General features: G+C 30.6%; 34 protein-coding genes. 24 read left to right on the top strand and 10 right to left on the bottom strand.

Annotated elements, in window-relative coordinates; all coding sequences use genetic code 11:
- Positions 1 to 149: 149 nt before the first annotated feature.
- The gene (locus tag LNAT_RS00005) at positions 150 to 791 is read right to left on the bottom strand and encodes a methyltransferase domain-containing protein (RefSeq protein WP_096257882.1); all 642 of its coding nucleotides are present in this window, start codon (positions 789 to 791) and stop codon (positions 150 to 152) included.
- 40 nt (positions 792 to 831) lie between these two features.
- On the opposite strand from LNAT_RS00005, the gene secG reads away from it, so the two are divergent.
- The 10 genes from secG (at position 832) to LNAT_RS00055 (ending at position 7783) form a co-directional block, all read left to right on the top strand.
- The gene (gene secG, locus LNAT_RS00010; protein WP_096257883.1) at positions 832 to 1128 is read left to right on the top strand and encodes a preprotein translocase subunit SecG; all 297 of its coding nucleotides are present in this window, start codon (positions 832 to 834) and stop codon (positions 1126 to 1128) included.
- Positions 1125 to 2051 (top strand): polysaccharide deacetylase family protein, encoded by a 927-nt coding sequence (locus tag LNAT_RS00015; protein WP_096257884.1) that lies wholly within the window; start codon positions 1125 to 1127, stop codon positions 2049 to 2051. Before secG ends, LNAT_RS00015 begins: the two co-directional genes overlap by 4 nt.
- A gap of 6 nt (positions 2052 to 2057) precedes the next feature.
- Positions 2058 to 2615, top strand: coding sequence for a ribosome recycling factor (gene frr / locus LNAT_RS00020; RefSeq protein ID WP_172413499.1), 558 nt, complete (start codon positions 2058 to 2060; stop codon positions 2613 to 2615).
- 3 nt (positions 2616 to 2618) lie between these two features.
- Positions 2619 to 3227, top strand: coding sequence for an orotate phosphoribosyltransferase (pyrE, locus tag LNAT_RS00025; protein WP_096257886.1), 609 nt, complete (start codon positions 2619 to 2621; stop codon positions 3225 to 3227).
- The gene (locus LNAT_RS00030; protein ID WP_096258731.1) at positions 3227 to 3634 is read left to right on the top strand and encodes an HIT family protein; all 408 of its coding nucleotides are present in this window, start codon (positions 3227 to 3229) and stop codon (positions 3632 to 3634) included. The genes pyrE and LNAT_RS00030 overlap by 1 nt, the downstream gene beginning before the upstream one ends.
- Before the next feature lie 50 nt (positions 3635 to 3684).
- Complete coding sequence (locus tag LNAT_RS00035; protein WP_238593944.1) at positions 3685 to 4650, top strand: MFS transporter; 966 nt, start codon at positions 3685 to 3687, stop codon at positions 4648 to 4650.
- An 18-nt stretch (positions 4651 to 4668) separates the two neighbouring features.
- Positions 4669 to 5631 (top strand): ATP-binding protein, encoded by a 963-nt coding sequence (locus LNAT_RS00040; protein WP_096257888.1) that lies wholly within the window; start codon positions 4669 to 4671, stop codon positions 5629 to 5631.
- The gene (locus LNAT_RS00045) at positions 5613 to 6215 is read left to right on the top strand and encodes a ribonuclease HII (protein ID WP_096257889.1); all 603 of its coding nucleotides are present in this window, start codon (positions 5613 to 5615) and stop codon (positions 6213 to 6215) included. The genes LNAT_RS00040 and LNAT_RS00045 overlap by 19 nt, the downstream gene beginning before the upstream one ends.
- A gap of 7 nt (positions 6216 to 6222) precedes the next feature.
- Positions 6223 to 6918: a glucosaminidase domain-containing protein gene (locus LNAT_RS00050; protein WP_096257890.1), complete on the top strand. Its 696-nt coding sequence runs from the start codon at positions 6223 to 6225 to the stop codon at positions 6916 to 6918.
- Between the two features lie 64 nt (positions 6919 to 6982).
- Entirely contained in the window at positions 6983 to 7783 is an 801-nt protein-coding gene (locus LNAT_RS00055; RefSeq protein WP_096257891.1) for a mechanosensitive ion channel family protein, read from the top strand.
- Here LNAT_RS00055 and LNAT_RS00060 read toward each other — a convergent pair.
- Positions 7780 to 8700, bottom strand: a complete 921-nt coding sequence (locus LNAT_RS00060; RefSeq protein ID WP_096257892.1) for a D-2-hydroxyacid dehydrogenase — start codon at positions 8698 to 8700, stop codon at positions 7780 to 7782. The genes LNAT_RS00055 and LNAT_RS00060 overlap by 4 nt on opposite strands.
- A gap of 37 nt (positions 8701 to 8737) precedes the next feature.
- Here LNAT_RS00060 and LNAT_RS00065 point away from each other — a divergent pair, with 37 nt between their 5' ends.
- Positions 8738 to 9439 carry a DUF3108 domain-containing protein gene (locus LNAT_RS00065; protein ID WP_096257893.1) on the top strand — a complete coding sequence of 234 codons (702 nt, stop codon included), beginning with the start codon at positions 8738 to 8740 and terminating at the stop codon, positions 9437 to 9439.
- Here LNAT_RS00065 and LNAT_RS00070 read toward each other — a convergent pair.
- On the bottom strand, positions 9423 to 10757 hold the full coding sequence (locus tag LNAT_RS00070; RefSeq protein WP_096257894.1) for an acetyl-CoA carboxylase biotin carboxylase subunit: 1335 nt from the start codon (positions 10755 to 10757) through the stop codon (positions 9423 to 9425). The two genes, LNAT_RS00065 and LNAT_RS00070, sit on opposite strands and share 17 nt — an antisense overlap.
- Positions 10754 to 11197 carry an acetyl-CoA carboxylase biotin carboxyl carrier protein gene (accB, locus tag LNAT_RS00075; protein WP_096257895.1) on the bottom strand — a complete coding sequence of 148 codons (444 nt, stop codon included), beginning with the start codon at positions 11195 to 11197 and terminating at the stop codon, positions 10754 to 10756. The genes LNAT_RS00070 and accB overlap by 4 nt, the downstream gene beginning before the upstream one ends.
- A 76-nt stretch (positions 11198 to 11273) precedes the next feature.
- Between accB and dcd the strand changes: the two genes are divergently transcribed.
- From dcd to LNAT_RS00140, 13 genes are all read left to right on the top strand, one after another.
- The gene (gene dcd, locus LNAT_RS00080) at positions 11274 to 11834 is read left to right on the top strand and encodes a dCTP deaminase (protein ID WP_096257896.1); all 561 of its coding nucleotides are present in this window, start codon (positions 11274 to 11276) and stop codon (positions 11832 to 11834) included.
- A 19-nt stretch (positions 11835 to 11853) separates the two neighbouring features.
- Positions 11854 to 12546 (top strand): orotidine-5'-phosphate decarboxylase, encoded by a 693-nt coding sequence (gene pyrF / locus LNAT_RS00085; protein ID WP_096258733.1) that lies wholly within the window; start codon positions 11854 to 11856, stop codon positions 12544 to 12546.
- The gene (locus LNAT_RS00090) at positions 12546 to 13283 is read left to right on the top strand and encodes a thioredoxin fold domain-containing protein (protein ID WP_096257897.1); all 738 of its coding nucleotides are present in this window, start codon (positions 12546 to 12548) and stop codon (positions 13281 to 13283) included. Before pyrF ends, LNAT_RS00090 begins: the two co-directional genes overlap by 1 nt.
- A complete protein-coding gene (locus LNAT_RS00095; protein WP_096257898.1) occupies positions 13280 to 13969 on the top strand; it encodes an FIG domain-containing protein in 690 nt (229 codons plus the stop codon). The genes LNAT_RS00090 and LNAT_RS00095 overlap by 4 nt, the downstream gene beginning before the upstream one ends.
- A 2-nt stretch (positions 13970 to 13971) precedes the next feature.
- Complete coding sequence (accD, locus tag LNAT_RS00100; protein WP_096257899.1) at positions 13972 to 14817, top strand: acetyl-CoA carboxylase, carboxyltransferase subunit beta; 846 nt, start codon at positions 13972 to 13974, stop codon at positions 14815 to 14817.
- Positions 14814 to 15521, top strand: coding sequence for a thiamine phosphate synthase (locus LNAT_RS00105; protein WP_172413473.1), 708 nt, complete (start codon positions 14814 to 14816; stop codon positions 15519 to 15521). The genes accD and LNAT_RS00105 overlap by 4 nt, the downstream gene beginning before the upstream one ends.
- Complete coding sequence (locus tag LNAT_RS00110; protein WP_096257901.1) at positions 15455 to 15886, top strand: 23S rRNA (pseudouridine(1915)-N(3))-methyltransferase RlmH; 432 nt, start codon at positions 15455 to 15457, stop codon at positions 15884 to 15886. The genes LNAT_RS00105 and LNAT_RS00110 overlap by 67 nt, the downstream gene beginning before the upstream one ends.
- A 9-nt stretch (positions 15887 to 15895) precedes the next feature.
- Positions 15896 to 16258, top strand: a complete 363-nt coding sequence (gene dksA / locus LNAT_RS00115; protein ID WP_096257902.1) for an RNA polymerase-binding protein DksA — start codon at positions 15896 to 15898, stop codon at positions 16256 to 16258.
- Complete coding sequence (locus LNAT_RS00120) at positions 16255 to 17175, top strand: hypothetical protein (protein ID WP_096257903.1); 921 nt, start codon at positions 16255 to 16257, stop codon at positions 17173 to 17175. Before dksA ends, LNAT_RS00120 begins: the two co-directional genes overlap by 4 nt.
- On the top strand, positions 17150 to 18076 hold the full coding sequence (dusB, locus tag LNAT_RS00125) for a tRNA dihydrouridine synthase DusB (protein WP_096257904.1): 927 nt from the start codon (positions 17150 to 17152) through the stop codon (positions 18074 to 18076). Before LNAT_RS00120 ends, dusB begins: the two co-directional genes overlap by 26 nt.
- Positions 18076 to 18678, top strand: coding sequence for a riboflavin synthase (ribE, locus tag LNAT_RS00130; RefSeq protein WP_096257905.1), 603 nt, complete (start codon positions 18076 to 18078; stop codon positions 18676 to 18678). The genes dusB and ribE overlap by 1 nt, the downstream gene beginning before the upstream one ends.
- A 103-nt stretch (positions 18679 to 18781) precedes the next feature.
- Positions 18782 to 20164 carry a Do family serine endopeptidase gene (locus LNAT_RS00135; protein ID WP_096257906.1) on the top strand — a complete coding sequence of 461 codons (1383 nt, stop codon included), beginning with the start codon at positions 18782 to 18784 and terminating at the stop codon, positions 20162 to 20164.
- Positions 20161 to 20859 (top strand): YaaA family protein, encoded by a 699-nt coding sequence (locus LNAT_RS00140; RefSeq protein ID WP_096257907.1) that lies wholly within the window; start codon positions 20161 to 20163, stop codon positions 20857 to 20859. Before LNAT_RS00135 ends, LNAT_RS00140 begins: the two co-directional genes overlap by 4 nt.
- Here LNAT_RS00140 and LNAT_RS00145 read toward each other — a convergent pair.
- The 6 genes from LNAT_RS00145 to fabZ are packed head-to-tail and all read right to left on the bottom strand — an operon-like array spanning position 20856 to position 25538.
- Positions 20856 to 21392: a DUF2076 domain-containing protein gene (locus tag LNAT_RS00145; RefSeq protein WP_096257908.1), complete on the bottom strand. Its 537-nt coding sequence runs from the start codon at positions 21390 to 21392 to the stop codon at positions 20856 to 20858. The two genes, LNAT_RS00140 and LNAT_RS00145, sit on opposite strands and share 4 nt — an antisense overlap.
- Complete coding sequence (locus tag LNAT_RS00150) at positions 21382 to 22119, bottom strand: rod shape-determining protein MreC (RefSeq protein WP_096257909.1); 738 nt, start codon at positions 22117 to 22119, stop codon at positions 21382 to 21384. The genes LNAT_RS00145 and LNAT_RS00150 overlap by 11 nt, the downstream gene beginning before the upstream one ends.
- Positions 22112 to 23137, bottom strand: coding sequence for a rod shape-determining protein (locus LNAT_RS00155; RefSeq protein WP_096257910.1), 1026 nt, complete (start codon positions 23135 to 23137; stop codon positions 22112 to 22114). Before LNAT_RS00155 ends, LNAT_RS00150 begins: the two co-directional genes overlap by 8 nt.
- The gene (gene clpX / locus LNAT_RS00160) at positions 23127 to 24350 is read right to left on the bottom strand and encodes an ATP-dependent Clp protease ATP-binding subunit ClpX (protein ID WP_096257911.1); all 1224 of its coding nucleotides are present in this window, start codon (positions 24348 to 24350) and stop codon (positions 23127 to 23129) included. Before clpX ends, LNAT_RS00155 begins: the two co-directional genes overlap by 11 nt.
- The gene (gene lpxA, locus LNAT_RS00165) at positions 24334 to 25098 is read right to left on the bottom strand and encodes an acyl-ACP--UDP-N-acetylglucosamine O-acyltransferase (RefSeq protein WP_096257912.1); all 765 of its coding nucleotides are present in this window, start codon (positions 25096 to 25098) and stop codon (positions 24334 to 24336) included. The genes clpX and lpxA overlap by 17 nt, the downstream gene beginning before the upstream one ends.
- The gene (gene fabZ / locus LNAT_RS00170) at positions 25098 to 25538 is read right to left on the bottom strand and encodes a 3-hydroxyacyl-ACP dehydratase FabZ (RefSeq protein ID WP_096257913.1); all 441 of its coding nucleotides are present in this window, start codon (positions 25536 to 25538) and stop codon (positions 25098 to 25100) included. Before fabZ ends, lpxA begins: the two co-directional genes overlap by 1 nt.
- Positions 25539 to 25552: the final 14 nt, after the last annotated feature.

Below are 25552 nucleotides of genomic sequence, written 5' to 3' on the forward strand. Positions count from 1 at the left end.
GGCCTGCTACTTATCTCTAAGCTCTCAATCATCTCCATCACGCTCTCTTGCGTTTTGGGAATGAAAGTATATTATATTTTCTCCCCCCTGTCAAGTACTCTTTCCTGTTTTTTTTGAAAAAATTTGAAATTAATGATGGGTTAATGTTATTATTTACTTTTTAAAAGTAAAATTTCAAATTCTAATATATTAATAGGAAAATTTTTTATGAATTTTTTTAATTTTCCTATATCTGCTCTTACATTTCCGGAAACTCCTGAATATTTTATATATTCTAAAAGTTTCACAGGATTATCAAAATTTAATACATAGTTTAATATTTTGATTTCAGGATTTAAAATTTGAGAACTTTTTAAAATTTTTTCTTTTGAATAAATCGGAGATTGAATTCCGAGATAATTATGTAATAATTTAAAAGTATTAGAACTAAAAACAGCTAACAAATAATTTTTATTTAAATTTTTAATTTCTTTAAAAACAAAATCTAAATCTTTTGCCCACTGAAGAGCTGAAAAAGAGATAATCTGTTCAAAATCATATTTTTTAATCTCATTAAAACATTCTTTTGTATTAAAATCTAATTTTAATGTTTTACAGGGGTGAAGTTGAAGCATTTTTTCACTTATATCGATTCCTAAATAAAAATCAAATTTTTTATATTTACAAATAATCCCATTTCCGCATCCCAAATCAATCACTTTTTCTTTAACAAAAGGCAAACAATTTTCAATTATTTTTTTTTGTATTAAATTATACTCAGAATAAGTATGTGCAAATTTATCAAAATTCATTTTCTCTTTTTTGTTATAATTCTATCAAAAAAGGTAAAAAATGACATCAGTTTTATTTATAGTGCAAATTGTTTTAGTTATTGCAATCGTAATTTTAGTATTACTTCAAAAATCTCAGTCTATGGGACTTGGGGCTTATTCAAGTTCTAATGAAAGCGTATTTGGTGCAAAAGGGCCTATGAATTTTTTAGCAAAACTAACCATTACTTTAGGGTTTTTATTTGTATTAAATACCTTAACTCTGACATACTTATATAATAAACAGGCAAACACTTCTGTGGTGAATGAAGTTAAAATTCCTAAATCAGCCCCACTACCTCCCGCACCTGTAAAATGAGATTTTTTCTTTTTTTTCTGCCCATTTTACTTTTTGCAGAAGCCCATATTTTTGTACTTCACAGAATCAACGACCCCAGGCACTCTTATACAAACACTTCAACTGCAGAACTTGAAAAATATTTTAAATATATAAAAAGCCATAATTATAAAGCAATAAAACTATCAACTCTTATAAAAAAGATAAAAAATAAAGAAAACATTGACAATTACGTTGTTTTTACAATAGATGACAATTATAAAAGTTTTTATATAAACGGACTTCCTTTATTTAAAAAAAACAATATCCCTTTTACACTTTTTGTATATACCCAGGCAACTGAAGGAAAATGGGGGGATTTTATGACCTGGGACATGGTAAGAGAATGTGCCAAATATGGAGAACTTGGAGTACACAGCTATGCCCATCCACATCTTCCAAAACTCAGCAATCAAGAAATAAAAGAAGATACATTTAAAGCTATAAATTTATTTAAAAAAAGAATAGGCTATGTGCCTGATATGTATGCATATCCGTATGGAGAATATGATGATAGAGTAAAAAATATAATTTCAAAATATTTTAAAATTATTGCCAATCAAAATCCGGGAGCAATTGACCTAACTACACCTATTAATGATTTAGACAGAATCGCTTTAACCGGAAAAGTAAATATTGCTAAAAAATTAAAATTTAAAAGACTTCATATAAAAAATTTGGTTATACAAAGAAATAAAAATCTAATTCAAAAAATTTCAGGGAAAATTCAGGAAAATCTTTCTTATGTAAATATTTATCTCACAGATTTCGGTTGGAAATACCATATAAAAGTTAAAAATCACAAATTCAGTTTTTATCCTGATTTTAAACTCAAAAGATTTAGAAACAGGGTTATCATAAGGTATAATTATAAAATCTTTTCAAGAATGATAATAAAATATTAAGGAGGAATTATGGAAAAAGTTTATGAATTTGCAAAAGACCATATGCAAAAAAGTATCGATGTATTAAAAAAAGATTTAAACACACTAAGGACTGGTAAGGTGTCTATACATGTGCTTGACGGAGTCAAAGTTGAATATTACGGAACACCGACCCCACTTAATCAGGTAGCAAACATAAATGCTGTTGATGCTACAACAATTGTGGTTCAGCCTTGGGATAAATCAATAATTAAAGATATTGAAAAAGCAATCCAAGAGGCAAATGTCGGTGCTAATCCGAATAACGACGGAGATACAATTAAAATGTATTTTCCCCCAATGACAGAGGAAGAAAGAAAAAAACAGGCTAAAAAAGCTAAAGAATTTGCTGAAAAAGCAAAAATTGCAATCAGAAACGTAAGACGCGAAGCAAATGATAAAATTAAAAAAATGTTTAAAGACAAAGAAATCACTGAAGATGATGAAAGAAGAGGACTTGAAAAAGTTCAAGAAATTACTGATAACTTTATAGCGAAAGTAGATGAAACAGTAAATAAAAAAATTGATGAAGTTATGAAAGTATAAAAAATGAATGTAAAAGATATTTATGAAAAACATGGAGCCTTACTTAAAGGTCATTTTCTTTTAAGCAGTGGAAAACACAGCCCTTATTATCTACAAAGTGCAAGAGTTTTAGAATATCCAGAAGTTGCAGAAGAGTTGGCAAAAGCTCTTGCAAAAGAGATTATAGAAGCAGGAATCAAAGTAGATACAGTATGTTCTCCTGCTATAGGGGGTCTTTTAGCAGGATATGAACTGGCACGTGCTCTTGGAGTTAGATTTATTTTTACTGAAAGAGTTCAGGGTGAAATGACTTTAAGAAGAGGATTTGAAGTAAAAGAAGGAGAAAAAGTATTAATCTGTGAAGATATTATCACTACCGGCGGTTCGGCAATGGAAGCCGCAAGGGAAATTGAAAAAAGGGGAGGAGAGGTTGTGGCATTTGCCGCAATTGCCAACAGAGGCGTATGTAAAAGAGTAAACGGAAAAACCACAAGAAAACCTGAATGTAAGTTACCGAAAAACAAACCTCTTTTTGCACTTGAAGATTTTGAATTTGATGTATACGAACCAGATGAATGTCCAATGTGTAAAGAAGGAAGCAAACCGATTAAACCCGGTAGCAGGGGAAATTAATGTCCTGTCCCCTTTGTAATTCTGAAAATGAAAATATTATTTACAAAGATGCTTTTTTTAGAATTATTTTAGTAGATGAAATTCCGGGTTACATAAGAATCATTACCCAAAAACATATTAAAGAATTTAGCGAACTAAGCGATGAAGAAGCTGTAAAACTTACATTAATTATAAAAAATCTGGAAAAAGAAATTTTAAAGACACTAAAACCTGATAAAATTAACATTGCAGTACTTGGAAATATGGTACCGCATTTGCACATCCATGTAATTCCGAGATACGTTAACGACCCGTGGTGGCCGGATGCCACTTTTTGTGCTAAAAAGAGAGAATTCATTTATCCTCCTTTTAATGCGGAAAAATATAAAGATACCCTCCTTCAATGTCTAAAGAATTTATCACTTTAAGTCTTTTTTATTTCCTCTTTTTTGCCCTTATAGGCGATTATGTAATTTTTATGCCAAAAATGTATTCAAACTTTTTTACTCCTGCACAAATTGGAATTATTTTTTCAATGCTTCCAATTGCCAGATTTTTAACACCGTTTTTATTTTTTAAACTAACTATCAATAAAACAACTTTTTTAATTTCTTTAATAATTTCTACTTTAGCCGCTTTTTTATTACTTAGCCACAATTTTTCCATTATCTTAACGGCATTTTTTTTCATCGGAGCAAGTTTTAGTGTTATTTTCCCGTATATTGAATCAATTGCCATTGAAAAACTAAAGGAAAAATACGGCCAGGCAAGGGTTTTTGGAAGTTTCGGCTTTATGCTTTTTGGAATTATTTTTTCATATTTTAAAATTAATTTCATTTATGTGTTTATCATTTTAATAATATTAACAAATATAACATCCTTATATTTTTTGGAAGACAAATCTGTAAAAAAAGAAAAAGAATCTATAAATTTTTTAATCGCATGGAAATTTTGGTTGGCTTTAATTTTAATGCAAATCAGTTTTGGAGGATTTTATAATTTTTTTACTATTTATAATTTAAATCATCACATTCCAAAAGAAATAAACGGCTGGCTCTGGGCAATTGGGGTAATTGCGGAAATCGGAATTTTCTTGATTCAACATAAATTTATTAAAAAATTTCACCCTCTTTTTTGGATTAAACTGTCTATTTTATTAACATCAATCAGATGGTTCATGCTTTATATTTTCGCAGGAAAAGTAATTTTTATAGCTCTGTCCCAATTAATTCATGCCTTTTCATTTGCGATTTTTCATACTTCAGCCCTTCTTTATTTATCAAAGATTTATAAAAACAAAACGCTGGCCCAACAGTTTTACGCAGGAATCGGTTACGGCTTGGCGGCATTTTTGGGAAGCATAATTTCAGGATGGCTTTACGGGGAACATTTATTTTTGTATGAAAGCGTAATTGCAATACTAGGATTTTTGATTATGCTATAATTAAGCAAAAAGGTTTTTATGTTACCTAAAAAGATTTATGACAGAAAAATTAAACTTAATTTTGAAAACACTTTAATTACTGGACCAAAAGGGGTAGGTAAAACATTTTTAATTTTTAATTTTTTAAAAACTTTTAAAGGTACTTATGAATATTATGATTTTTCAGATTACAGGGAAAAACAGTTTAAATTTGATGCGGATTTAATCATTTTTGACAATTTTGACTTTTCAATTGAAATCCCTGATAAAATAACTTTTATTACTTCAAATGAAAATATAAATTTAGAAAATTTTAAAAAAATAGAATTAAGACCTCTTGATTTTGAAGAATTTTATGCATTTGAAAAACTTTCATCCCCTACCCATGCATTTGACAAATTTTTAAAATTTGGAAATTTTGCAAAAAATGCTTTTGTAGAAGATTATTTTAAAGAGGAATATTTAAAAGAAACCTTTGAATTATTGCCGTACAATAAAGAAATCTTAAAATTTTTCTTTTCACATATTGGAGAAAAATTAACCTTGTATCAAATATTCCAAATATTAAAAAAAAGAATAAAAATAAGTAAAGACAGTTTTTATAAAACAACAAATGAATTAATAAAAAATAAAATAATTTATGAAGTTGAAAAATTTAACGCCCCAAAATCTCCTAAAAAATTTTTTGCTTATAATTTTGCATTTAAAGATATCCTTACAAATAAAAAAAATCTTTTACATAAATTTGAAAATATGATCTTTTTGGAACTTAATGAAAAAAAAATCTATTATAAAGATACTCTTAATTTTTATCTGCCCCAAAAAGAGATGGGAATTCTTGTTATGCCTTTTGCAAACGAAGATGCTATAATAGAAAAATTAGATAAAGTCACTGATGTAAAAAAAATTGAAGTTATTACAATTTCTAATGAAATTGAAATAAAACATAAAAATTTTGAAGTGGAGGTAATACCGTTTTGGCAATGGAGATTTGCGGAATAGATGAGGCGGGTAGAGGACCGATAGCCGGGCCATTGGTGGTAGCAGGATGCATGTTTAAATGGAAAATGGATAATGGGAAATTAAAAATAAAAAATGAAAAAATAGATATTGAAAATATTTTAGAAGAAATTAAGGATTCTAAAAGATTAAATGCCATCAAAAGAGAAAAGCTGTTTGAAATAATAAAAGAAATTTGTATTTACCATATAGTTTGGGTTGATAATAAAACTATTGATAAAAAAGGGCTTTCATTTGCCATAAACTATTCCCTTAAGGAGATAAAAAATAATATTAAAGCTAAAAAATATTTGTTTGATGGAAACAGCAGTTTTGGAGTAGATGGAATAGAAACAATAATTAAAGGTGATAGTAAAATAAAAGAAATTGCCGCTGCAAGTATTTTGGCAAAAGTCAGCCGAGACCAGTATATGATAGAAATTTCCGATAAATATCCTGAATATAACTTTAAAAAACATAAAGGTTATATTACAAAAGAACACATTGAAGAAATTAAAAAATACGGATTCAGTGACATTCACAGAATTAGTTATAAATTAAAAGCTCTTGAACCTACACTATTTTAGGAGAATTATGAAAAAAATTTTTATTAATATTTTATTTTTTGCTTATTTAAATGCAGCATTTCCCAACTGGTATTATAAAATCAAAAACATTCAACAACAAAAAAAAGCATTTGTGGAAATTATGTTACCCCTAATTCAAACAGAAAATCAAAAAATATCAGCTTTAAGAAAAAAAATTATAAAAATATTTAACGATCCTAATTTAATGTTGAATCCCAAAGAAATCGGCTTTTTAGCCAAAATTGCAAAAAAATACAAAATAAAAAACATTTTAGATAAGACTGAATATCTAAAAAAAATAGATACTATCCCCCCTTCCCTTGCATTAGCACAAGCAGCAATTGAAAGCGGCTGGGGAAAAAGCAGATTTGTCAGACTCGCAAATAATATTTTTGGTCATTGGGAATATTCAAATAAAGGTATCCAGCCAAAAAGCAAATATGAAAATATCGATATTAATTATTCTTTAAAAGTATTTCCAAGTCTTGAAGATTCAATCAGGGCCTATATGCTTAATCTTAACAGAAACCCCGCCTATAAGGAATTTAGAAATGTCAGATTTTACTATAAACTTAACAATAAAAAATTTACCGGAACAATTGCTGCTAACACTATGAAACTTTACTCCCAAAAAAGAGATGAATATGTTAAGCTCTTAAAAACAATGATAACTTTAAATCACTGGGAAAAATTTGATAAATAAATTTTTGTCATTTAAATATCATTTAAAATGATTAAAATATTATTAATAAAAAAAAGGAGATCCAATGGATAAATACATTAATTTGGCAACACAGTGGGGAATAAAAATACTCGGAGCCATTGTTATTTACATAATAGGTAAATGGCTTGCTAAAATTGTTACAAATATCATTAAAAAACTCTTAGAAAAAACTAATACAGATGTGACCTTAATTAAATTTTTAGGTAATTTAACTTATGTAGGTTTATTAATTTTAGTGATACTCGCAGCCCTCGGGACATTAGGTGTTGACACATCTTCATTTGCTGCAATTATTGCAGGTGCGGGTTTGGCCGTAGGTATGGCGCTTAAAGACAATATTTCTAATTTTGGAGCAGGTGTGTTAATTTTGATGTTAAGGCCCTTTAAAGTGGGGGATTTTGTAGAAATTGCAGGAACATCTGGTACAGTGGATGAAATAGGGATTTTTAATACTACTTTAAAAACAGGGGATAACAGAGTGATTATTATCCCAAACAATAATATAATAGGAAATAATATAATTAATTATTCAAAAGAAAAAATAAGAAGAATTGATTTAGTAATAGGTGTGGGATATGAAGACGATTTAAAACTTGTAAAATCAACTTTGGAAGAAATTTTAAATAACCATCCGAAAATATTAAAAGAACCGGCTCCAACTGTGGCGCTCGCAGAACTTGCTGATAGCAGCATAAATTTCAATGTAAGACCGTGGGTTAAAAGTGAAGATTACTGGAATGTCAGAAGTGAACTACTTGAAAAAATTAAAGAAACTTTTGATAAAAAAAACATTAATATCCCTTATCCTCAAATGGATGTACATGTAGACCAAAAAGCGGCTTAACTCCCGCTTTTTATAAAATTTTTTATATTTTCATAAATTCCCTGCATCAATTCATTTCTTGCCTCTATACTTGTCCAGGCAACATGAGGAGTTAATAAAACTTTATTACTTTTTAAAAGTGGATTATCTGAATTAATCGGTTCTTTTTCAAAAACATCAAGCCCTACAAAAATATCATTTTTTTCTAAAATTTTTGCCAAATCTCTCTCATTTATTATTCCACCTCTTCCAACATTTATTAAAATAGTGCCATCTTGAATTAATGATAATTTTTCAAGATTGAGTAAATTTTTGGTATTTTCATTTAAAGGTGCATGAATTGTGATAATTTTTGAAGTTTTAAGTAAAGTGTCCAAATCAACTTTTTTAAATTCGTCTGAATTGTTTTTTCCGCTTGTTGAATAATAAACAACCTCAGCCCCAAAAGCTTTAGCTAATCTTGCCACATTTTTTCCAATTTCACCAAGCCCTATTATTCCCCATCTTTTACCTTTTATCTCGAACCAGTTTTGAATATGGGTAAATATTTTTGAATTAGGATATTCACTTCTTGTGTATTTGTCAAAATAACAAATTTTATTTATTAACCCCAAAACCAAAGCAAAAGTATGCTGAACCACAGCATTAGTAGAATATCCGGCCACATTCCTTACAACTATCCCTTTCTTTTTAGCATACTCCAGATCAACATTATTCATCCCCGTTGCCGCAATTTGAATAAATTTAAGTTTAGATGCATTATCCATAACATTTTTATCAATTACAAACTTGTTAGTTACTACAATATCCGCATCTTTAATTCTTTCAATTACCTCATCCCTCTCTGTTATCTGATAAATCACAACCTCTCCAAACTCTTTAAATCTTTCAAAATCAACATTTCCAAGAGTCAAAGCATCTAAAAAAACTATTTTCATCTTCTTCCTTTGGTATAATTTCTAAAAAAGGGGCTCTATGAGATATATTTTACTATTTTTTTTAATAATTTCAGTTAATGCAAAAACCCTAATCGCAATATATGAGGCAAAATACGGAATTTTTGGAACAATTGCCACTGCAAAAGGAATTTTTGAGCGAAATGCAACAAATTATAAAATAGATACCACAGTAAAAACAAAAGGTTTAGCGGCTGCATTAACTAAACATATGGTTCAAAAATATACTAGTATTGGAATAATTAAAAACAATATGCTTATTCCGTTAAAATATATAACTTATAGAAAAAAAGGAAATAAAGAATATAAAAGAATCTATTATTTTGACCACAAAAATAAAATTATCATAAGAAAAAAATATTTTAACAATAAATTTGACGGAAAAGAAAAATTTGACTATTACGCTCCGCAGGATGTTTTAAGCCTTTACTTTAACCTGCCACATCTATTAAAAAATAAAAAAACTTATACATTTTTTGCACTCGGTGCTAGAAAAAGTGACGGAAGAGTTGACGTTAACTTTTGTAAAAAAAATATATTTAATGAAAAAGGAATCTGTATAAAAGGAAATTTATACAACAAAGTTTTTGCCGGAGACAGAGGGATAGTGTATTTACTAATTAATCCCAATAACTGGGTAACATTAAAAGGTATAGTAAAAAATGTATTAAAAATCGGGGACTTAAAAGGAAAAATTATATACTTTAAACAAGTCCCTTAGTTTCTAAATATTTAGTATCATAATTATTGTTTAAAAAGTCTTCATTTTCAAGCATTTTTAAATGAAACGGTATTGATGTTTTAATTCCGCTTATTTGAAATTCTTTTAGAGCTTCTTTCATAACTTCAATAGCTTCGTTTCTGTCTTTTCCGTAAGTTATAACTTTTGCAATTAAACTGTCATAATACGGAGGAATAATATATCCAGAATAAATATGGGTATCAACCCTCACATCTTTTCCGCCCGGAATATAAAGTTTTTGAATTTTTCCAGGGGAAGGGATAAATTTTTCAGGATCTTCCGCCAATATTCTGCACTCAATCGCATGGCCTTTTAAGTTTATTTCATCTTGAGACGGAATTTTATCCCCTTCTTCGACTCTTATCATCCACTCAACCAAATCAAGTCCGCTTACCATTTCACTTACGGGATGTTCAACCTGAAGTCTTGTATTCATTTCCATAAAATAGAAATTTAAATTTTTATCTACCAAAAATTCAATAGTTCCCGCTGAATAATAACCAATTGCTTTTGCTGCCCTAACGGCAGTTTCATGAAGCTTTTTTCTTGTATTTTCATCTAAGATAACGGCAGGTGACTCTTCAATTAATTTTTGATGCCTTCTTTGAAGCGAACAGTCCCTTTCCCCCAAATGAATTACATTTCCGTGTTTATCCCCTAAGATTTGAACCTCAATGTGACGAGGTTTTTCAATATATTTTTCCATATAAATGGTTGGATCTCCAAAAGCGCTCTGGGCTTCTGAACTTGCAGCCAAAAATGCATTTTCAAGATAACTTTCATCCTCTACCACCCTCATTCCTCTTCCACCGCCGCCGCTTGCGGCTTTAAGTATTACAGGATAACCAATTTCACGTGCAACTTTTTTAGCCTCCTCCACATCTTTTATAGCACCCTCACTTCCGGGAATTACAGGTACCCCCGCTTTTTTCATAACTTCTTTAGCTTTTGACTTATCCGCCATAAGTTCCATTACTTCTAAACTTGGACCTATAAAACCTATATTATGCGCTTTACATATCTCCACGAATGTCTGATTTTCACTTAAAAATCCGTACCCAGGAAAAATTGCATCACATTCTGTCATTTCAGCTGCAGTCAAAATTGCCGGAATATTAAGATAACTTTCACTACTTTTTGCAGGTCCAACACAAACACCACCGTCTGCAAATTTCAAATAAATAGCATCTCTGTCGGCAGTAGAATATATACAAACCGCTTCTTTTTTTAATTTATGAATGGCTCTGATTGCCCTAAGTGTAATTTCTCCCCTGTTAGCAATTAAAATTCTTTTCATAATTTTTTAACCTTAAAAAGTGGAGTGTCAAATTCAACAGGCTGTCCGTCTTCTACTAAAATATCCAGTATCTCACAGTCAAATTCCGCTTCAAGTTCATTCATTATTTTCATTGCTTCAATAATACATAGGGTCTGCCCTTTTTTTACTTTATCCCCAACTTTTACATAAGGTGGTGAATCGGGACTAGGAGCCTGATAAAAAGTACCTACCATTGGAGAGGTGATAAGTTCCCCTTCCACTTCACATTCAGGTTTAGCTTCAACTTTTTGGACAGCTTTCGGTGCTTCAACAGGAACAGGAGTTTGAACTGCTGTAGCAGGTGCAGCTTTTGCAGATTTATCTAAAAAAATTCTAAATTCTTCATTTTCAAATTCTAACACATTTGCCTTTGAATTATCAAAAATTTCAATTATCTTTTTTAAAGTTTTTACATCCATAATATATACTCCTTAATGCTTTTTAAAATGATAACATAAATTTGATATAATTTTAAATATTCAATAAAGGATAATAATGGGTGTAAAATCAGATAAATGGATAAGAACAATGGCCAAAGAATTTGGTATGATAACCCCATTTGAAGAAAAACAGGTCAGACAAAACACTATAAGTTACGGGGTAAGTTCCTACGGATACGATATAAGGGTAAGTGATGAATTTATGGTATTTACCAATATAAATTCAACTATAGTAGACCCTAAAAATTTCGATGAAAAAAATGTTGTCAAAATTAAAGGAGACTGTATAATTCCTCCAAATTCATTTGCCTTGTGCAGAAGTGTGGAATATTTTAAAATGCCAAGGGATGTGCTTGCTATTTGTGTAGGAAAATCCACATACGCCAGATGCGGAATTATTGTAAATGTAACACCGATTGAACCTGAATGGGAGGGGCATATTACTATTGAAATAAGCAATACCACCCCTCTTCCCGCAAAAATATATGCAAACGAAGGGATTGCCCAGCTTATATTTTTAAGTGCTGATGATGAAATGTGTGAAATTAGCTATGCGGACAAAAAAGGCAAATATCACGGACAGATAGGAATCACACTTCCTAAAGTGGACAGATAAAATGGGAAATAAAAAAGAAATGAAATTATGTATAGCCCTTGACTTGCCAAACAAAAAAGAAAATTTAAAATTAGCTGAAAAAATCAGTGAAAATGCAAATGATATATGGTTAAAGGTCGGATTTAGAAGTTATATAAGGGACGGAAACGAATTTTTAAAAGAATTAAAAAACCTCGGATTTAATATATTTTTAGACTTAAAATTGTATGATATCCCAAACACCATGGCTGATGCGGCAGAGGAGATTGCAAAACATGAAATTGATATGTTTAATGTACATGCAAGTGCTGGTGAAAGAGCAATGAAAGAAGTAATGAAAAGAATTTCAAAATTTAAAAAAAGACCGTTAGTTTTAGCAGTAACAGCCTTAACCAGTTTTTCAAATGATGAATTTAAAAAAATTTATAATGACGATATTGAAAACAAAGCGAAAGAATTTGCTGAAATGGCTTTTAATGCCGGCCTTGACGGAGTGGTCTGTTCAGCATATGAAAGTAAAATGATAAAAGAAATCACAGATAAAAACTTTTTAACCCTGACTCCTGGCATAAGACCTTTTGGAGAAAATGCGGGAGACCAAAAAAGGGTGGCAGACATAGATTTTGCTAAAGAAAATTTAGTTGATTTCATAGTTGTTGGAAGACCGGTTTATAAAGATAAAAATCCAAAAGAAAAAGTAGAAAAAATTTTAGAAAAACTCAAGGAGATTTAATGAAAAAACTGTTTTTAAGTTTAGGTATAGTTATCAGTCTATTTGCAAGTGATAAATTACTATCGCAAAATGAATTAAACAATGTATTAAAATCAAGTATTCTTTATCCAAGATTATCACAAGATATTAAAAAAGGCATTATAAAGGTCAGAGGTGTTAAAAAAAACGGATTTTACATAATTAATATTCAGACTAAAAGAGGGGCCGGAAATATATATATAACAGCGGACAAAAAATATACAATAATCGGAAGAATAATAAATAATAAAAACGGCAACACATTACAAGGTAATTTTCCGGTAAATAAAAAAATAGTTACCGAAGGTGTATCATTTACTTTTGGAAAAGGAAAAAAAGATTTATACGTTGTAACAGACCCAGAGTGTCCGTTCTGCAGAATGATGGAGAAAAAAACAAAAGATAACCTGTCAAAAAATTACAGAGTTCATGTGATTTTATTTCCACTTCCTTTTCATAAAGATGCAAAAAATATGAGCTGCTATATTTTAGCCGGTAAAACAGATAAAGAAAAAGCTAAAAGATTTAAAGAAACTCTACTTGGCGGAAATGAGTGGAAAAATTACAAACCAAGCAAAATTGAACTTCAAAAATGTATGCAAGCACTTGAAAAATCAAAAAAAGCGGCAAATGAACTTCAGGCAAGAGGAACTCCAAGTGTATATGATAAAAATTTCAATTCAGTTGAATGGCCAAGTTTAATTAAGGATAAAAAATGAGTTTTATTGACGCCACTCTTTGTGCAAGCTTAAAAATAATCAGGGCACTTCATGAAGAAGAGAATATTTTCGAAGAAAAAGGTATAGGATTCGGGGGAGACAGAAGTTTAAAAATAGATTTATTGGCAGAAGAGTTTTTTATAAAGGCATTAAGCCATTATGGCAATATTTTTTCAGAAGAGAGAGGTTTTATAGATAACGGCAAAAATAAAAAAATAATAATTGATCCAATTGATGGAAGTTATAACGTATCAAACCATATTCCTTATTTTGGATGCAGCGTTTATCTGGAAAATGAAGCGGCGGTGGTGGTAAATTTAAGCAACGGGGATTATTTTGTAAAAGATAAAAACGGCAAAAGATTTGAAAATCTTTTTAGAAAACCGTTTCAATCAAATTATCGTCACGATGTTATTCTTTTTGAAAAAGCATATAAAAATCCTGATATTGTTGCAAAACTTAACAAACATAACTTAAAATTCAGAGCACCTGGGGCACTTAGTTTATCTTTATGTTATGGAGAATTTTCAAAAGCAGTGATTTACAAAGGTGAAATAAGAGAATTTGATATAGCGGCGGCAAGATTTTATAATAGTGAGTGTTTCTGGTATTTTGAAAATGATTTAATCTTAATGGCTCCAAAGAAAAAAGATTTAGAAGAAGTTCTTTCAATTATAAAGGAATAAAAATGGGATTTAGTAATTTTTTGAAAAAATTTAAAAAACCTCATCCAAAAAAAGATGAAAGCAGCAACTGGATAAAATGCCCTGCATGCGGAGCTATCAGTTTTTATAAAGAAGTTCAAAAGCAGAACAATACCTGTCCAAAATGCGGATATCACTTTAGAATGAGCGCAATTGATAGAATCAATCTGCTCGCAGATGAGGGCACTTTTGTTGAATATGACAAAAATTTAAAACCAAACGACCCGCTTAATTTTGTAGATAAAAAAAGTTATAAAAAAAGAATAGAAGAAAACAGTAAAAAAACAGGCAATTATTCTTCCGTTATAAGCGGAGAATGCACGATAAATTCCATATTAGCACAGCTTGTTGTTTTTGATTTTAATTTTATGGGAGGAAGTCTTGGAAGCGTTGAGGGAGAAAAGATAGTAAGAGCAGTAAAAAGAGCAATTGAAAAAAAATGCGGCCTTGTAATCGTATCAACCAGCGGCGGGGCAAGAATGCAGGAGAGCACTTTTTCACTTATGCAGATGGCAAAAACTTCAGCAGCATTAGCCAGCTTAGCGGAGCACAAATTACCTTATATTTCAGTTTTAACAGACCCGACTTTTGGAGGGGTCAGCGCTTCATTTGCATTTTTAGGGGATTTTATTATTGCAGAACCGGGAGCAATGATTGGATTTGCCGGACCTAGGGTCATTAAACAAACTATTGGGGAAGATTTACCTGAAGGCTTTCAAAGAGCTGAATTCTTATTAGAACACGGTCTTATTGATATGGTAATTAAAAGAAACGAACTTAAAAAAACTATCGGAGATTTATTAAAATATACCCTAAAGAGCGCTTCTTGATTTATGCGCTTCTCGATTGGGACTGCTTACAAAAATACAATATCTCCATTAAGGATTTCTGTAAAAGTGCCAAAGGATTAAAAGCAAAATATCTCCAATACAGGGATAAAAATTCTTCACTTGAAAAAAAGCTGCAAAGAATTAAAGAAATAAGAAAATACTGGAAAAAAACGTTAATAGTAAATGACACAATTGAGCTTTTAGCTTTTGCAGACGGTATTCATATAGGACAGGAAGACCTTGAAAATTTATGTAAAAAATTTCAACTATCTAAAAAAGAAGTTATTGAAAATCTTAAAAACGGAAAACTATTACAATGGAAAATGGATAATGTAAAATGTAAAATTGATAGTAAAAAATTAAAAATGAAAAATGATTCTCCATTCTCCATTCTCCATTCTCCATTTATAGTAGGTCTTTCCACCCATAACAGAGAAGAGATACTTGAAGCTAATAAACTTCCGCTTGATTATATAGGGCTTGGGGCTTACAGACCAACTCAGACAAAAGATACCTCAAATATTTTAGGAAAAAAAATTATTAATCTTATAAAATATTCTTATCATCATGTAGCTGTTATAGGAGGAGTTAAAATTTATGATAAAATTCCGGCTATAAAAGTTATAGGAAGTGATATATGCAGATTAACGTCTATTCAATCGAAAAAAAAGAAGATTTTAAAAAAGAAATTGAAGAATTTATAAAAAAATCTCGTCCATTTGCAGATGTTAAAAATATAACTCTTTATTCTAAAAATCTTTCTAAAACAAATAGTCCACAAAAAGAGTATTCAAATATTTTTGAAAAATATACAAAAGACGGTTTTAATATTATATTAACTCCCGATGGAAAACTTATGGATTCCACAGAATTTTCAAAACTATTTGAATACCCAAAAATTAATTTTTTCATAGGAGGTGCATGGGGGTTTGATGAAGACTTCAAAAAAAAAGGGATTAATATTTCATTAACACCTTTAACACTCAGCCATAAAATAGCAAAAATAGTTTTATTCGAGCAAATTTACAGAGCTCTTACTATAAAAAATAACCATCCATATCATAAATAAGGAGAAAGAATGACTATGAACAACTATCATATTTTTAAAGAAAAACTTCTTGAGAGAAAAAATGAAATCATTAAAATATTAAATGATTTGACAAATGAAATAAAAGAACTGACATGCAGCGAAGTATGTGATGAAGGTGATGAAGCTATGAGTGCAATGGACAGTGGAAGAAAACAGCAAATTTATATTACCTTAAAAAATGAGCTTGAAGAAATCGATATAGCTCTTAAAAAAATAGACGAAGGAACTTATGGAATTTGCGAAATGTGTGAAGAACCTATTAATAAAGATAGACTTTTAGTAAAACCATATGCAAAATATTGTATAATTTGTAGGGAAATCATAGAAAAAGAAGGAAAAAACAAAAAATGAAGAAATATTCTATTTTCAGTATTATTTTTATAGCTTTAATAGCGCTTTTTGTTTATATGGAAGATAATTCAACCACAACATTCAGCATTTTTGGAATTAATCTATCAATTCCAAATGCTGTATGGGTAGCGATATTTTTAGGATTATTTTACATTTTATCCATTCTATTTTTTGTTTTTATCCATTTACAAAACTTTTTTTATAAAAAGAATATCCAAAAAGATATAGAAATTATGATTAATAATATTAAAAATGCAGTCCTTTATAAAAACAATATAAAAGATGTAAAAATCCTCAAATATTGCAACAATTTTGTAAAAAACATAAAAGGTTTGGAAATTGAACCAAATCCCACTGAAAAATTTGAATTCTTTGAAGACATTAAAAAACTTAAAAATGGAGAAACTATAGAAATCAGCAAATATAAACTTGATGAAAACAATCCATGGTTTATTTTAAATGTAAAAAACAGAATCAAAAATGATGAAAAATACGCTAAAGAAGTATTAAAAAGATTTAAAAATGAAGAACTAAAAAGAGAGGCTTTTTGTATTTTTGCTAAAACAGCCCCGATTTCAGAAATTTTAAAATATGACTATCCAATCACAAAAGATATCATTTTAGCCCATATCAAAGATGAAGACTTAAAAAAATTAATAGAAAAAGTAAAACTTGATAAATTTGAAGAAATAGAAATTGCAAAAGCGATTTACGCCACCAGAACGCCTGATGAAGAATTAGATTTAACTGCTCCTCTTCCTTATGCAAATGCATATCTCGCTTTAAAATACGAACACATAGAAAAAGCAAAAAAAATTATAGAAGAACATTCTCTTAAACTTTTTGAATACTTGATAAAACTCAAAGAATGCGGTCTTAAAGTTGAGGTAGATGAATATCTTAACGCAATCACCTAAATTTTTTTTAGCCCCTCTTGCCGGTTACACAGACTTACCTTTCAGAAGCGTTGTGAAAAAATTCGGATGCGATTTAACCTTTTCAGAAATGATAAATGTAAATGCCATTGCATATAATAATCAAAAAACAAAAAAAATGATGCAAAAATCACCGCTTGAAAAACCGTATTTTATCCAGTTAGCGGCAAACAACACTGAAAATGCAATAAAAGCGGTTGAAATGATAAATGAAAATGATGAAATTGACGGAATTGACATTAATCTTGGATGTCCTGTAAACAAAGCCAGGAGAAGCGGATTTGGAGGAGTTTTACTTAAAGATGAAAACAAAGAATTATTAAAAGACATAGTTTCAGCCATTGTAAAAACATCAAAAAAACCTGTAAGTGCAAAAATACGTCTGGGATTTGATGAAATAGTGGCCATTGAGAGAGCCAAAATGTTGGAAGATTTAGGAATTGAATTTTTAACAGTTCACGGCAGAACAGTTAAACAGATGTATAAAGGCGAAGCAAACTATGAGGAAATAAAAAAAGTAGTGGAGGCTGTAAATGTTCCGGTAATTGCAAACGGGGATATTACAGATTATCAAAAAGCAAAATACGTGTTAGATTATACAGGTGCCGCAGGAGTCGCAATAGGAAGGGGTGCGGTAGGAAAACCCTGGATTTTTCTTGAAATGAAACAAAAAGGTGAAATTACAAAAGGACAAAAAAAAGAAGTTATACTTGAACATCTAAAACAGATGCACAATTTTTATGGAGATTACGGAGTAATTTTATTTAGAAAACATGCTCATGCCTATTCAAAAGGAATAGAAAAAGCCAGCGAATTTAGAAGTAAAATGAACAGTGTTACGGATTTTAATGAAGCAATTAAGCTTATTGAGGAGTATTTTTAATGTTTAACGGACTGATACGAGAAATTGGAAAAATAAAAAGCAACAGTCACAATAAATTAAGAATCATTTCAAAACTTACACCTCAAATTGGAGATTCAATAGCTGTAAACGGTGCGTGCCTGACTGTCACTAAAATTTTTCCCGACGGATTTGAAGTGGAGCTCTCACCTGAAACCCAAAAAAAAGTTGCAATTGAAAATTATCAAAGCGGTAAAAAAGTACATTTGGAAGAAGCCCTTCGTTTCGGAGACAAAATAGACGGACATTTAATTCAGGGACATATTGATGCCATTGGGGAAATACTTGAAATTAAAAAAAACAGAAATTCGTATGACATTGTTATAAAAACAGATCCCAAAATTATGAAATATATTGCCGAAAAAGGATCTATTGCAATAGACGGAGTAAGTTTAACAGTAAATGATGTTTTTTCTGACAGATTCAGACTTACCATTATCCCCCACACCTTCGAAAACACCCTCTTTAAAGAATATAAAATCCACCAAAAAGTGAATATAGAAACAGATTTGTTTGCCAGATATATATACAATATGTTAAAAAAAGATAAAAACAGTTTTGATGAAATTTTAGCCTGGTGGTAATATATTATTATATTAAGGAAAATTTAAGAAATTTAATTTTTTAACCCCATTTTAATAAAAAAGATTTATACTTATAAAGAACAAAAACTTTTAAGGAGAGGTTATGAAAAAATTAATGTTAAGTTTGAGTTTGGCTGCCGCACTGTTTGCAGGTCATATAAATATAAAGAGTGATAATTCTGTATTAAACAGGGTTGCACCAAATCAAAACCAGGTAATATCATTTGCACCTATTGTAAAAAAAGTGATACCAAGTGTTGTAAATATTTCTACTACCAAAATAGTAAAAATTAAAATACCTGAACAGTTCAGAAGATTTTTTGAAGACCCGTTTTTTAAAAGATTTTTCGGACCGTTTGGAAACATTCCAAATACACCAAAAGAACAAAAAGAATATGCATTGGGCAGTGGTGTAATTATTTCAAAAGACGGATATATAGTTACAAACAACCATGTAGTATCAGGTGCCACAAAAATTATTGTAAAAACATCTGACGGTAAAAAATATAAAGCAAAACTAATAGGCACAGACCCTGGTACTGATATAGCAGTAATCAAAATAGAAGCCAAAAATTTAAAACCTATAACTTTTACAGATTCAGACAAAGCAAAAGTGGGGGATATAGTTTTGGCAATAGGTGAGCCTTTTGGTTTGGGTGAAAGTGTAACACACGGAATTATAAGTGCAAAAAACAGAACTTCAATAGGGCTTAATTCTTATGAAAACTTCATTCAAACAGATGCGGCGATTAACCCCGGAAACAGCGGAGGAGCACTTGTAGATTTAAAAGGCAGACTAATCGGAATAAATTCCGCAATTATTTCAAAAAGCGGCGGAAACAACGGGATAGGATTTGCAATTCCAAGCAACATGGTTAAATTTGTGGCAACTTCGCTCATAGAAAAAGGAAAAGTTGCAAGAGGATATCTCGGAGTTTTAATTAGTGATATTGATTCAAGCAAAGCAAAACTTTATGGAATCGACCATGGAGTACTTGTAAATAAAGTTCAAAAAGGAAGCGCGGCTGAGAAGGCCGGAATTAAACCCGGAGATATTATTGTAGCTGTTGACGGGGAAGAAGTTAAAAACGGAGGAGAACTTAGGAATAAAATTGCTTTTAAAGGTGCAGGCAGTACTGTTACATTAAAAGTTTACAGAAATGGAGAATATATTACCCTTAAAGCCAAATTAAAAGCCCTAAAAGCTAAAAAAGAAAAAATAGAAAATATAAAACTTCTTGAAGGATTGACTCTAACTGAAAAGAAAAATGAAGTAAAAGTGGCTGAAGTAACTCCAAATTCTTACCCGGCAATGGTCGGTATTGAAAAAGGAGACATAATTTTGGCCGTAAAAACAGTAAAAACAGGAAAATGGATTAAAGTCCATTCAATAGATGAAATTAAAAAATTGCTAAAAGATTTAGACAGAGGAGATGCGTTAATAAAACTAAAAAGAGAAAATTCAATATTTATAATTCAACTATGAAAATATTATTAGCACCGAGTGAGAGAAAAACAAAAGGGGGAGAATCTCCCCCTATTAATAAAAATTCCTTTAAATTTTTCGAAATTTATGAAAAAAGAGTTGAAATAATTAAAAAATATGATAAATTTTTGCAAAAAACAGAGGATATTAAAAATTTCGGAGATGATAAAACTTCTGTTTTTTCCCGTCCTACCAAAAAAGCGATTTTGAGATATTCAGGCGTTGCATTTGAATATTTGGATTATCCTACACTTGATATAGACTCACAAACATATATAGATGAAAATGTTTTAATTTTTTCCAATCTTTTCGGAGTTATAAGCGCAAAAGACCTTATCCCTTTTTATACCCTAAAACAGGGAGCAAAACCCGGATTTGATATATATAAAGCTCACAAAGAGATATTTACCCCTATTTTAGATGAAATAAATGAAAAAGAAATTTTTATAGACTTAAGGGCCAAATTTTATGAAAAAATTTATAAACCCAAAAATGCCATTACTTTTAAATTTATAAAAAACTCTAAAGTAGTAAGCCATTTTGCAAAAGCATACAGGGGAAAACTTACAAGAATAATTGCGATTAATAAACCTAACTCTGTTGAAGAACTTTTAAAAATAAATTTTCCAGATATCAAAGTTATTGAAATAATAGAAAAAAAAGGAATTAAAGAAATAGTTTCGGAAGTGGATTAAACATCATCAAATCCGTCAAAATCATCAAATCCGCTTTCAAAATCTGTATCTCCTGCTTCTTCTTCATAACTTTCAAAATAATCATTATCCATAACATCATCATTAGCTAAATTATCATTAAGTTTTTCATCTATTTCATCAAGTTTTGTATCTATTTCATTTAATTTTTCATCTATTTCATCTAAATCCACATTATCTATTTCATTTTCATTCATACCAAGACTCTCTCCCAAACTTTCAGGTGTAACTGAATGATCAAACAATAAATGATAAAGCCCCATGCCAGCCATTACACCGGTTAAACTACCTAAAAAACTACTTCCAAAGCCACCTAATGAACTGTTTGAAGAAACTTTCTGATTCTGTTGCATTTGAGGCTGCGGATTTGCTTTCAAATCCTGACTTGAGAACTTTTTTCCACCTTCTCCTAATTTTTCTTCTATTCTGGAAACTCTTTTATCTAATTCATCCATTTTTTCAGCCAATTTTTCAAGAACTATTCCCATTTTTTTAAGTGTGTTTTCAATTTCCATTTTTACCTCCTTCAATTACATAAAAAAACTCCGGATGCATATTATTATAATAAAGATTTACCTTAGCCTCTTTATAAAGTTTCTTCTCTGTAACTTCAGTTATTATACCAACTTTTGCACCCTTATAAAATATTCCGTCAAGCCCGCTTGTAATAACTTCATCACCCACTTTTACATCTTTAAATTTTGGTATATATTTAACTCTATCTATTTTACCGTAAAAAATACCTGGAATTTCGGATTTTCCAATATAAACGGCGTATCTTGTTTTTTTATTCGAATTAAGAATAGCCAGTGAAAAATTACCAATATTTTTAATTACCTCCCCTGCTACTAAATTATTATAAACAAGCCCTTTGGGTTTGTCAATTTTTTTATTATAACTTATGTAAATCTGACTGAAATCTGGAATAGAAGCATAAGAGATAGTATATGTGAAAACGAGGTTTGGTTTATTTATAATTTTAAAATATTTTAAATCTCTGCATGCTAAAATTTTAGCATTTAAATCATTAATTTTGTTTTCTAAATTTTTATTTTCTTTTATCAAAATTTCAATTTTTTTGGCTTGGTTAAAATGCGAATTTATTTTATTTGATATGTTATTTTTAATTTCAACTAAAAATTTATTTACATATAAAGAGGCTTCAATAATTTCATTTTTAAAAACATAAGCAAATAAAAAAGCAAAAAGAAAAGTTAAAATTATTATAAATTTTTTATTCATCTATGGTTGAGAGAAGTTCAATTTCATCTAAAACTTTTCCAGTCCCTTTTGCAACTGCAAGTAACGGCTCTTCTGCTACAAATACCGGAAGATTAACAAGATCGCTTATATATGTATCAAGTCCTCTAAGAAGTGCACCTCCACCTGTCATTACTATTCCGTTTTCTACAATATCGCCTGCTAAGTCTGCCGGAGTATCTTCCAAAACTTCTTTTACCGCTTCCCCTATATCTTTTACAGGCTCTTTTAATGCTTCTCTGATATCTTCACTTGTTACGTTAATTGTTTCAAGAAGCCCAGAAATTCTGTTCTTACCCTGAATCTGCAAAGTCAATTCTTCTTCAAGTTTGACAGCACTTCCTATTTCTTTTTTAATCTCTTCCGCTGTTCTTTCACCTATTATCAAATTATATTTTTTGTTTATGTAATCTACTATTGCTTTATCAAATTTATCTCCGGCAACCCTTATTGATTTACTGACAACAAGACCTCCTAAAGAAATAACACCGATTTCTGTGGTACCTCCCCCGATATCTATAACCATACTACCCTGCGGCTCTTTTACCGGAAGTCCGGCACCAATTGCCGCAGCCATAGGCTCTTCTATCAAATAAACTTCCCTGGCCCCCGCACTCATAGCCGATTCTTTTACAGCTTTTCTTTCAACCTGAGTAAGTCCAAAAGGAACACATATTACAATTCTGGGACGTATTAATGTTTTTCTGTTATGTACTTTTTGAATAAAATGTCTAATCATCTCCTCCGTTACAGTAAAATCTGCTATTACTCCGTCTTTCATAGGACGGATTGCAATAATATTTTTAGGAGTTTTTCCAACCATTTCTTTTGCTTTATGACCAACTGCTAAAACTTTTCTTTTATATTTATCATCCTGAATAGCCACAACACTTGGTTCGTTTATTACAATACCCTTGCCTTTTACGCTGACTAATGTATTTGCAGTACCTAAATCTATCGCTAAATCACTGCTGAAAAGTCCGAGTAATTTATTTAACATCTGTGTTCCTTTTTATAAGAATTGGTTCAGTTTTGTTTTCTATTACATCCTTGGTTATTATTATTTCATAACCTCTGTATTCAGGTAAATTAAACATAATATCAACCATTGCTTCTTCTAAAATAGCCCTAAGCCCCCTGGCACCAGTACCTCTTTCAATTGCTTTTTTAGCAATAGCTTTTAGGGCATCTTCTTCAAAAGTAAGTTTTACACCGTCCATTTCAAAAAGAGCCTGATATTGCTTAATCAATGCATCTTTTGGCTCAGTGAGTACTCTTACTAAATCATCTTCATCAAGCTCTTTTAAAGTTGCAATTACAGGAAGTCTTCCTATAAGTTCTGGAATAAGCCCATATTTAACCAGATCTTCTGGTTCTGCAAGAGCATAAATATCATCTTTTTTCATTTTGGCTTTTGTATTTCCCAAAAATCCGACAGTTGAACCTTCTAGTCTTCTTTGAATTATTTCGGCAAGTCCGTCAAAAGCACCACCGCATATAAATAAAATATTGGTTGTATCTACCTGTATAAATTCCTGATGAGGATGTTTTCTGCCTCCCTGAGGAGGAACATTTACAATATTTCCTTCAATAATCTTCAAAAGCGCCTGCTGAACACCCTCACCGCTTACATCTCTTGTAATTGATGGATTTTCACTTTTTCTGGCGATTTTATCAATCTCGTCTATAAATACAATCCCTTTTTCAGCCCTTTTAATGTCCCCGTCAGCAGCCTGAATAAGTTTTAATAAAACATTTTCAACATCTTCACCGACATATCCGGCCTCTGTAAGTGAAGTTGCATCGGCGATTGCAAGAGGAACATCAAGAAGTTTTGCAAGAGTTCTTGCAATTAATGTTTTACCGCTACCTGTCGGTCCTATCATTAGGATGTTTGATTTTTGAATTTCTACGTCTTTACTATCACCGTAAAGTATTCTTTTATAATGGTTATAAACAGCAACCGATACAATTTTTTTCGCTCTTTCCTGTCCTATTACATATTCATCCAAATGAGCTTTTATCTCTTTTGGTGTTAACAGTTTTATTTCATAAGATTTTTCTTTAGATGTTTTTTTAACCTCAGCCCCCATTAATATTTCATAAGCTGTAAGTACACAGTTTTTACAAATAAACGCCTTATTGTCCGGTGCAGCTAACAACGGATTGTCTTCGCTTTCTACACTACCACAAAAACTACACTTTTCTAACATACGGTATTCCCCTTTTTGAATTTAATACAAACTCACATAGATGTTTTACATATCTGTTTTGAGTATTTGAGAGTAATTTTTTTGCTGTTTCCTGAAGCGGTTTTCCGCTTTCAAACAACTCTTTATAAGCCTTTTTAATTTCATCTATATCATTTCTGTTTTCTAAATTTCTTCTAAGTCCCGTAAGGTTAAGGCCTCTTAATTTCGCTCTGTTACCCTCAGCCAGACAATATGGAGGAATATCCTGACTTACGGCACTAGCTCCAGCCACCATTGCAAATTCTCCTATTTTTACAAACTGATGAATGGGAGTCATTCCCCCGATTACCACATTGTTTTCCAAAACCACATGTCCGGCTAAAGTAGCGGCATTGGCCAAAATACAGTTATCCCCTATTATTACATCGTGGGCAACATGAACATAACCCATTAAAAGATTGTTGTTTCCTATTTTAGTAACTCCTCCACCGCCTTCAGTTCCTGGATTTATTAAAGTAAATTCACGGATTTTATTGTTATCACCGATTTCCAAATAAGTTTTTTCCCCGTGATATTTCAAATCCTGAGGGATTGAGCCAACAACTGCATGGGAAAAAATATGATTGTTATCTCCTATTTTTGTATAACCTGTAATTACGGCATACGGTTCAACTATGCAGTTATCTCCGATTTCAACAAATTCATCAATAATCGCACCCTCGCCAATTTTACAGTTTCTGCCAACTTTTCCTTTAACAATTGCTTTCATTATTTATCCATTATCATAGCTTTTAATTCAGCCTCACTTACCAGTTCATTATCCACATAAGCTTCACCTTTTAAATGCCAGATTTTCCCCCTGTGTTTTATAGTTGAAACCCTGTATTCAAGCCTATCACCAGGACGAACCGGTTTTCTAAATTTGGCATTATCAATACTCATAAAATATACAACCTTATCGTTTAATTCATTTTTATCCATTACGGTAAACGGTAAAATTGCCCCGGTCTGGGCCATTCCTTCAATTATTAAAACCCCCGGATAAATAGGATGTCCCGGAAAATGACCCTGAAACACTGCATTTGTAATGGATATATTTAAATATCCTTTTACATATTCGCCTTTTTTTACTTCGGTAATTCTATCCACCAATAAAAACGGATATCTGTGAGGAAGCATATCTTGAATCTGCATAACATCATAAACCATTTATTGTATCCTTT

The sequence above is a fragment of the Lebetimonas natsushimae genome, assembly GCF_002335445.1.
Classification (GTDB): domain Bacteria; phylum Campylobacterota; class Campylobacteria; order Campylobacterales; family Nautiliaceae; genus Lebetimonas; species Lebetimonas natsushimae.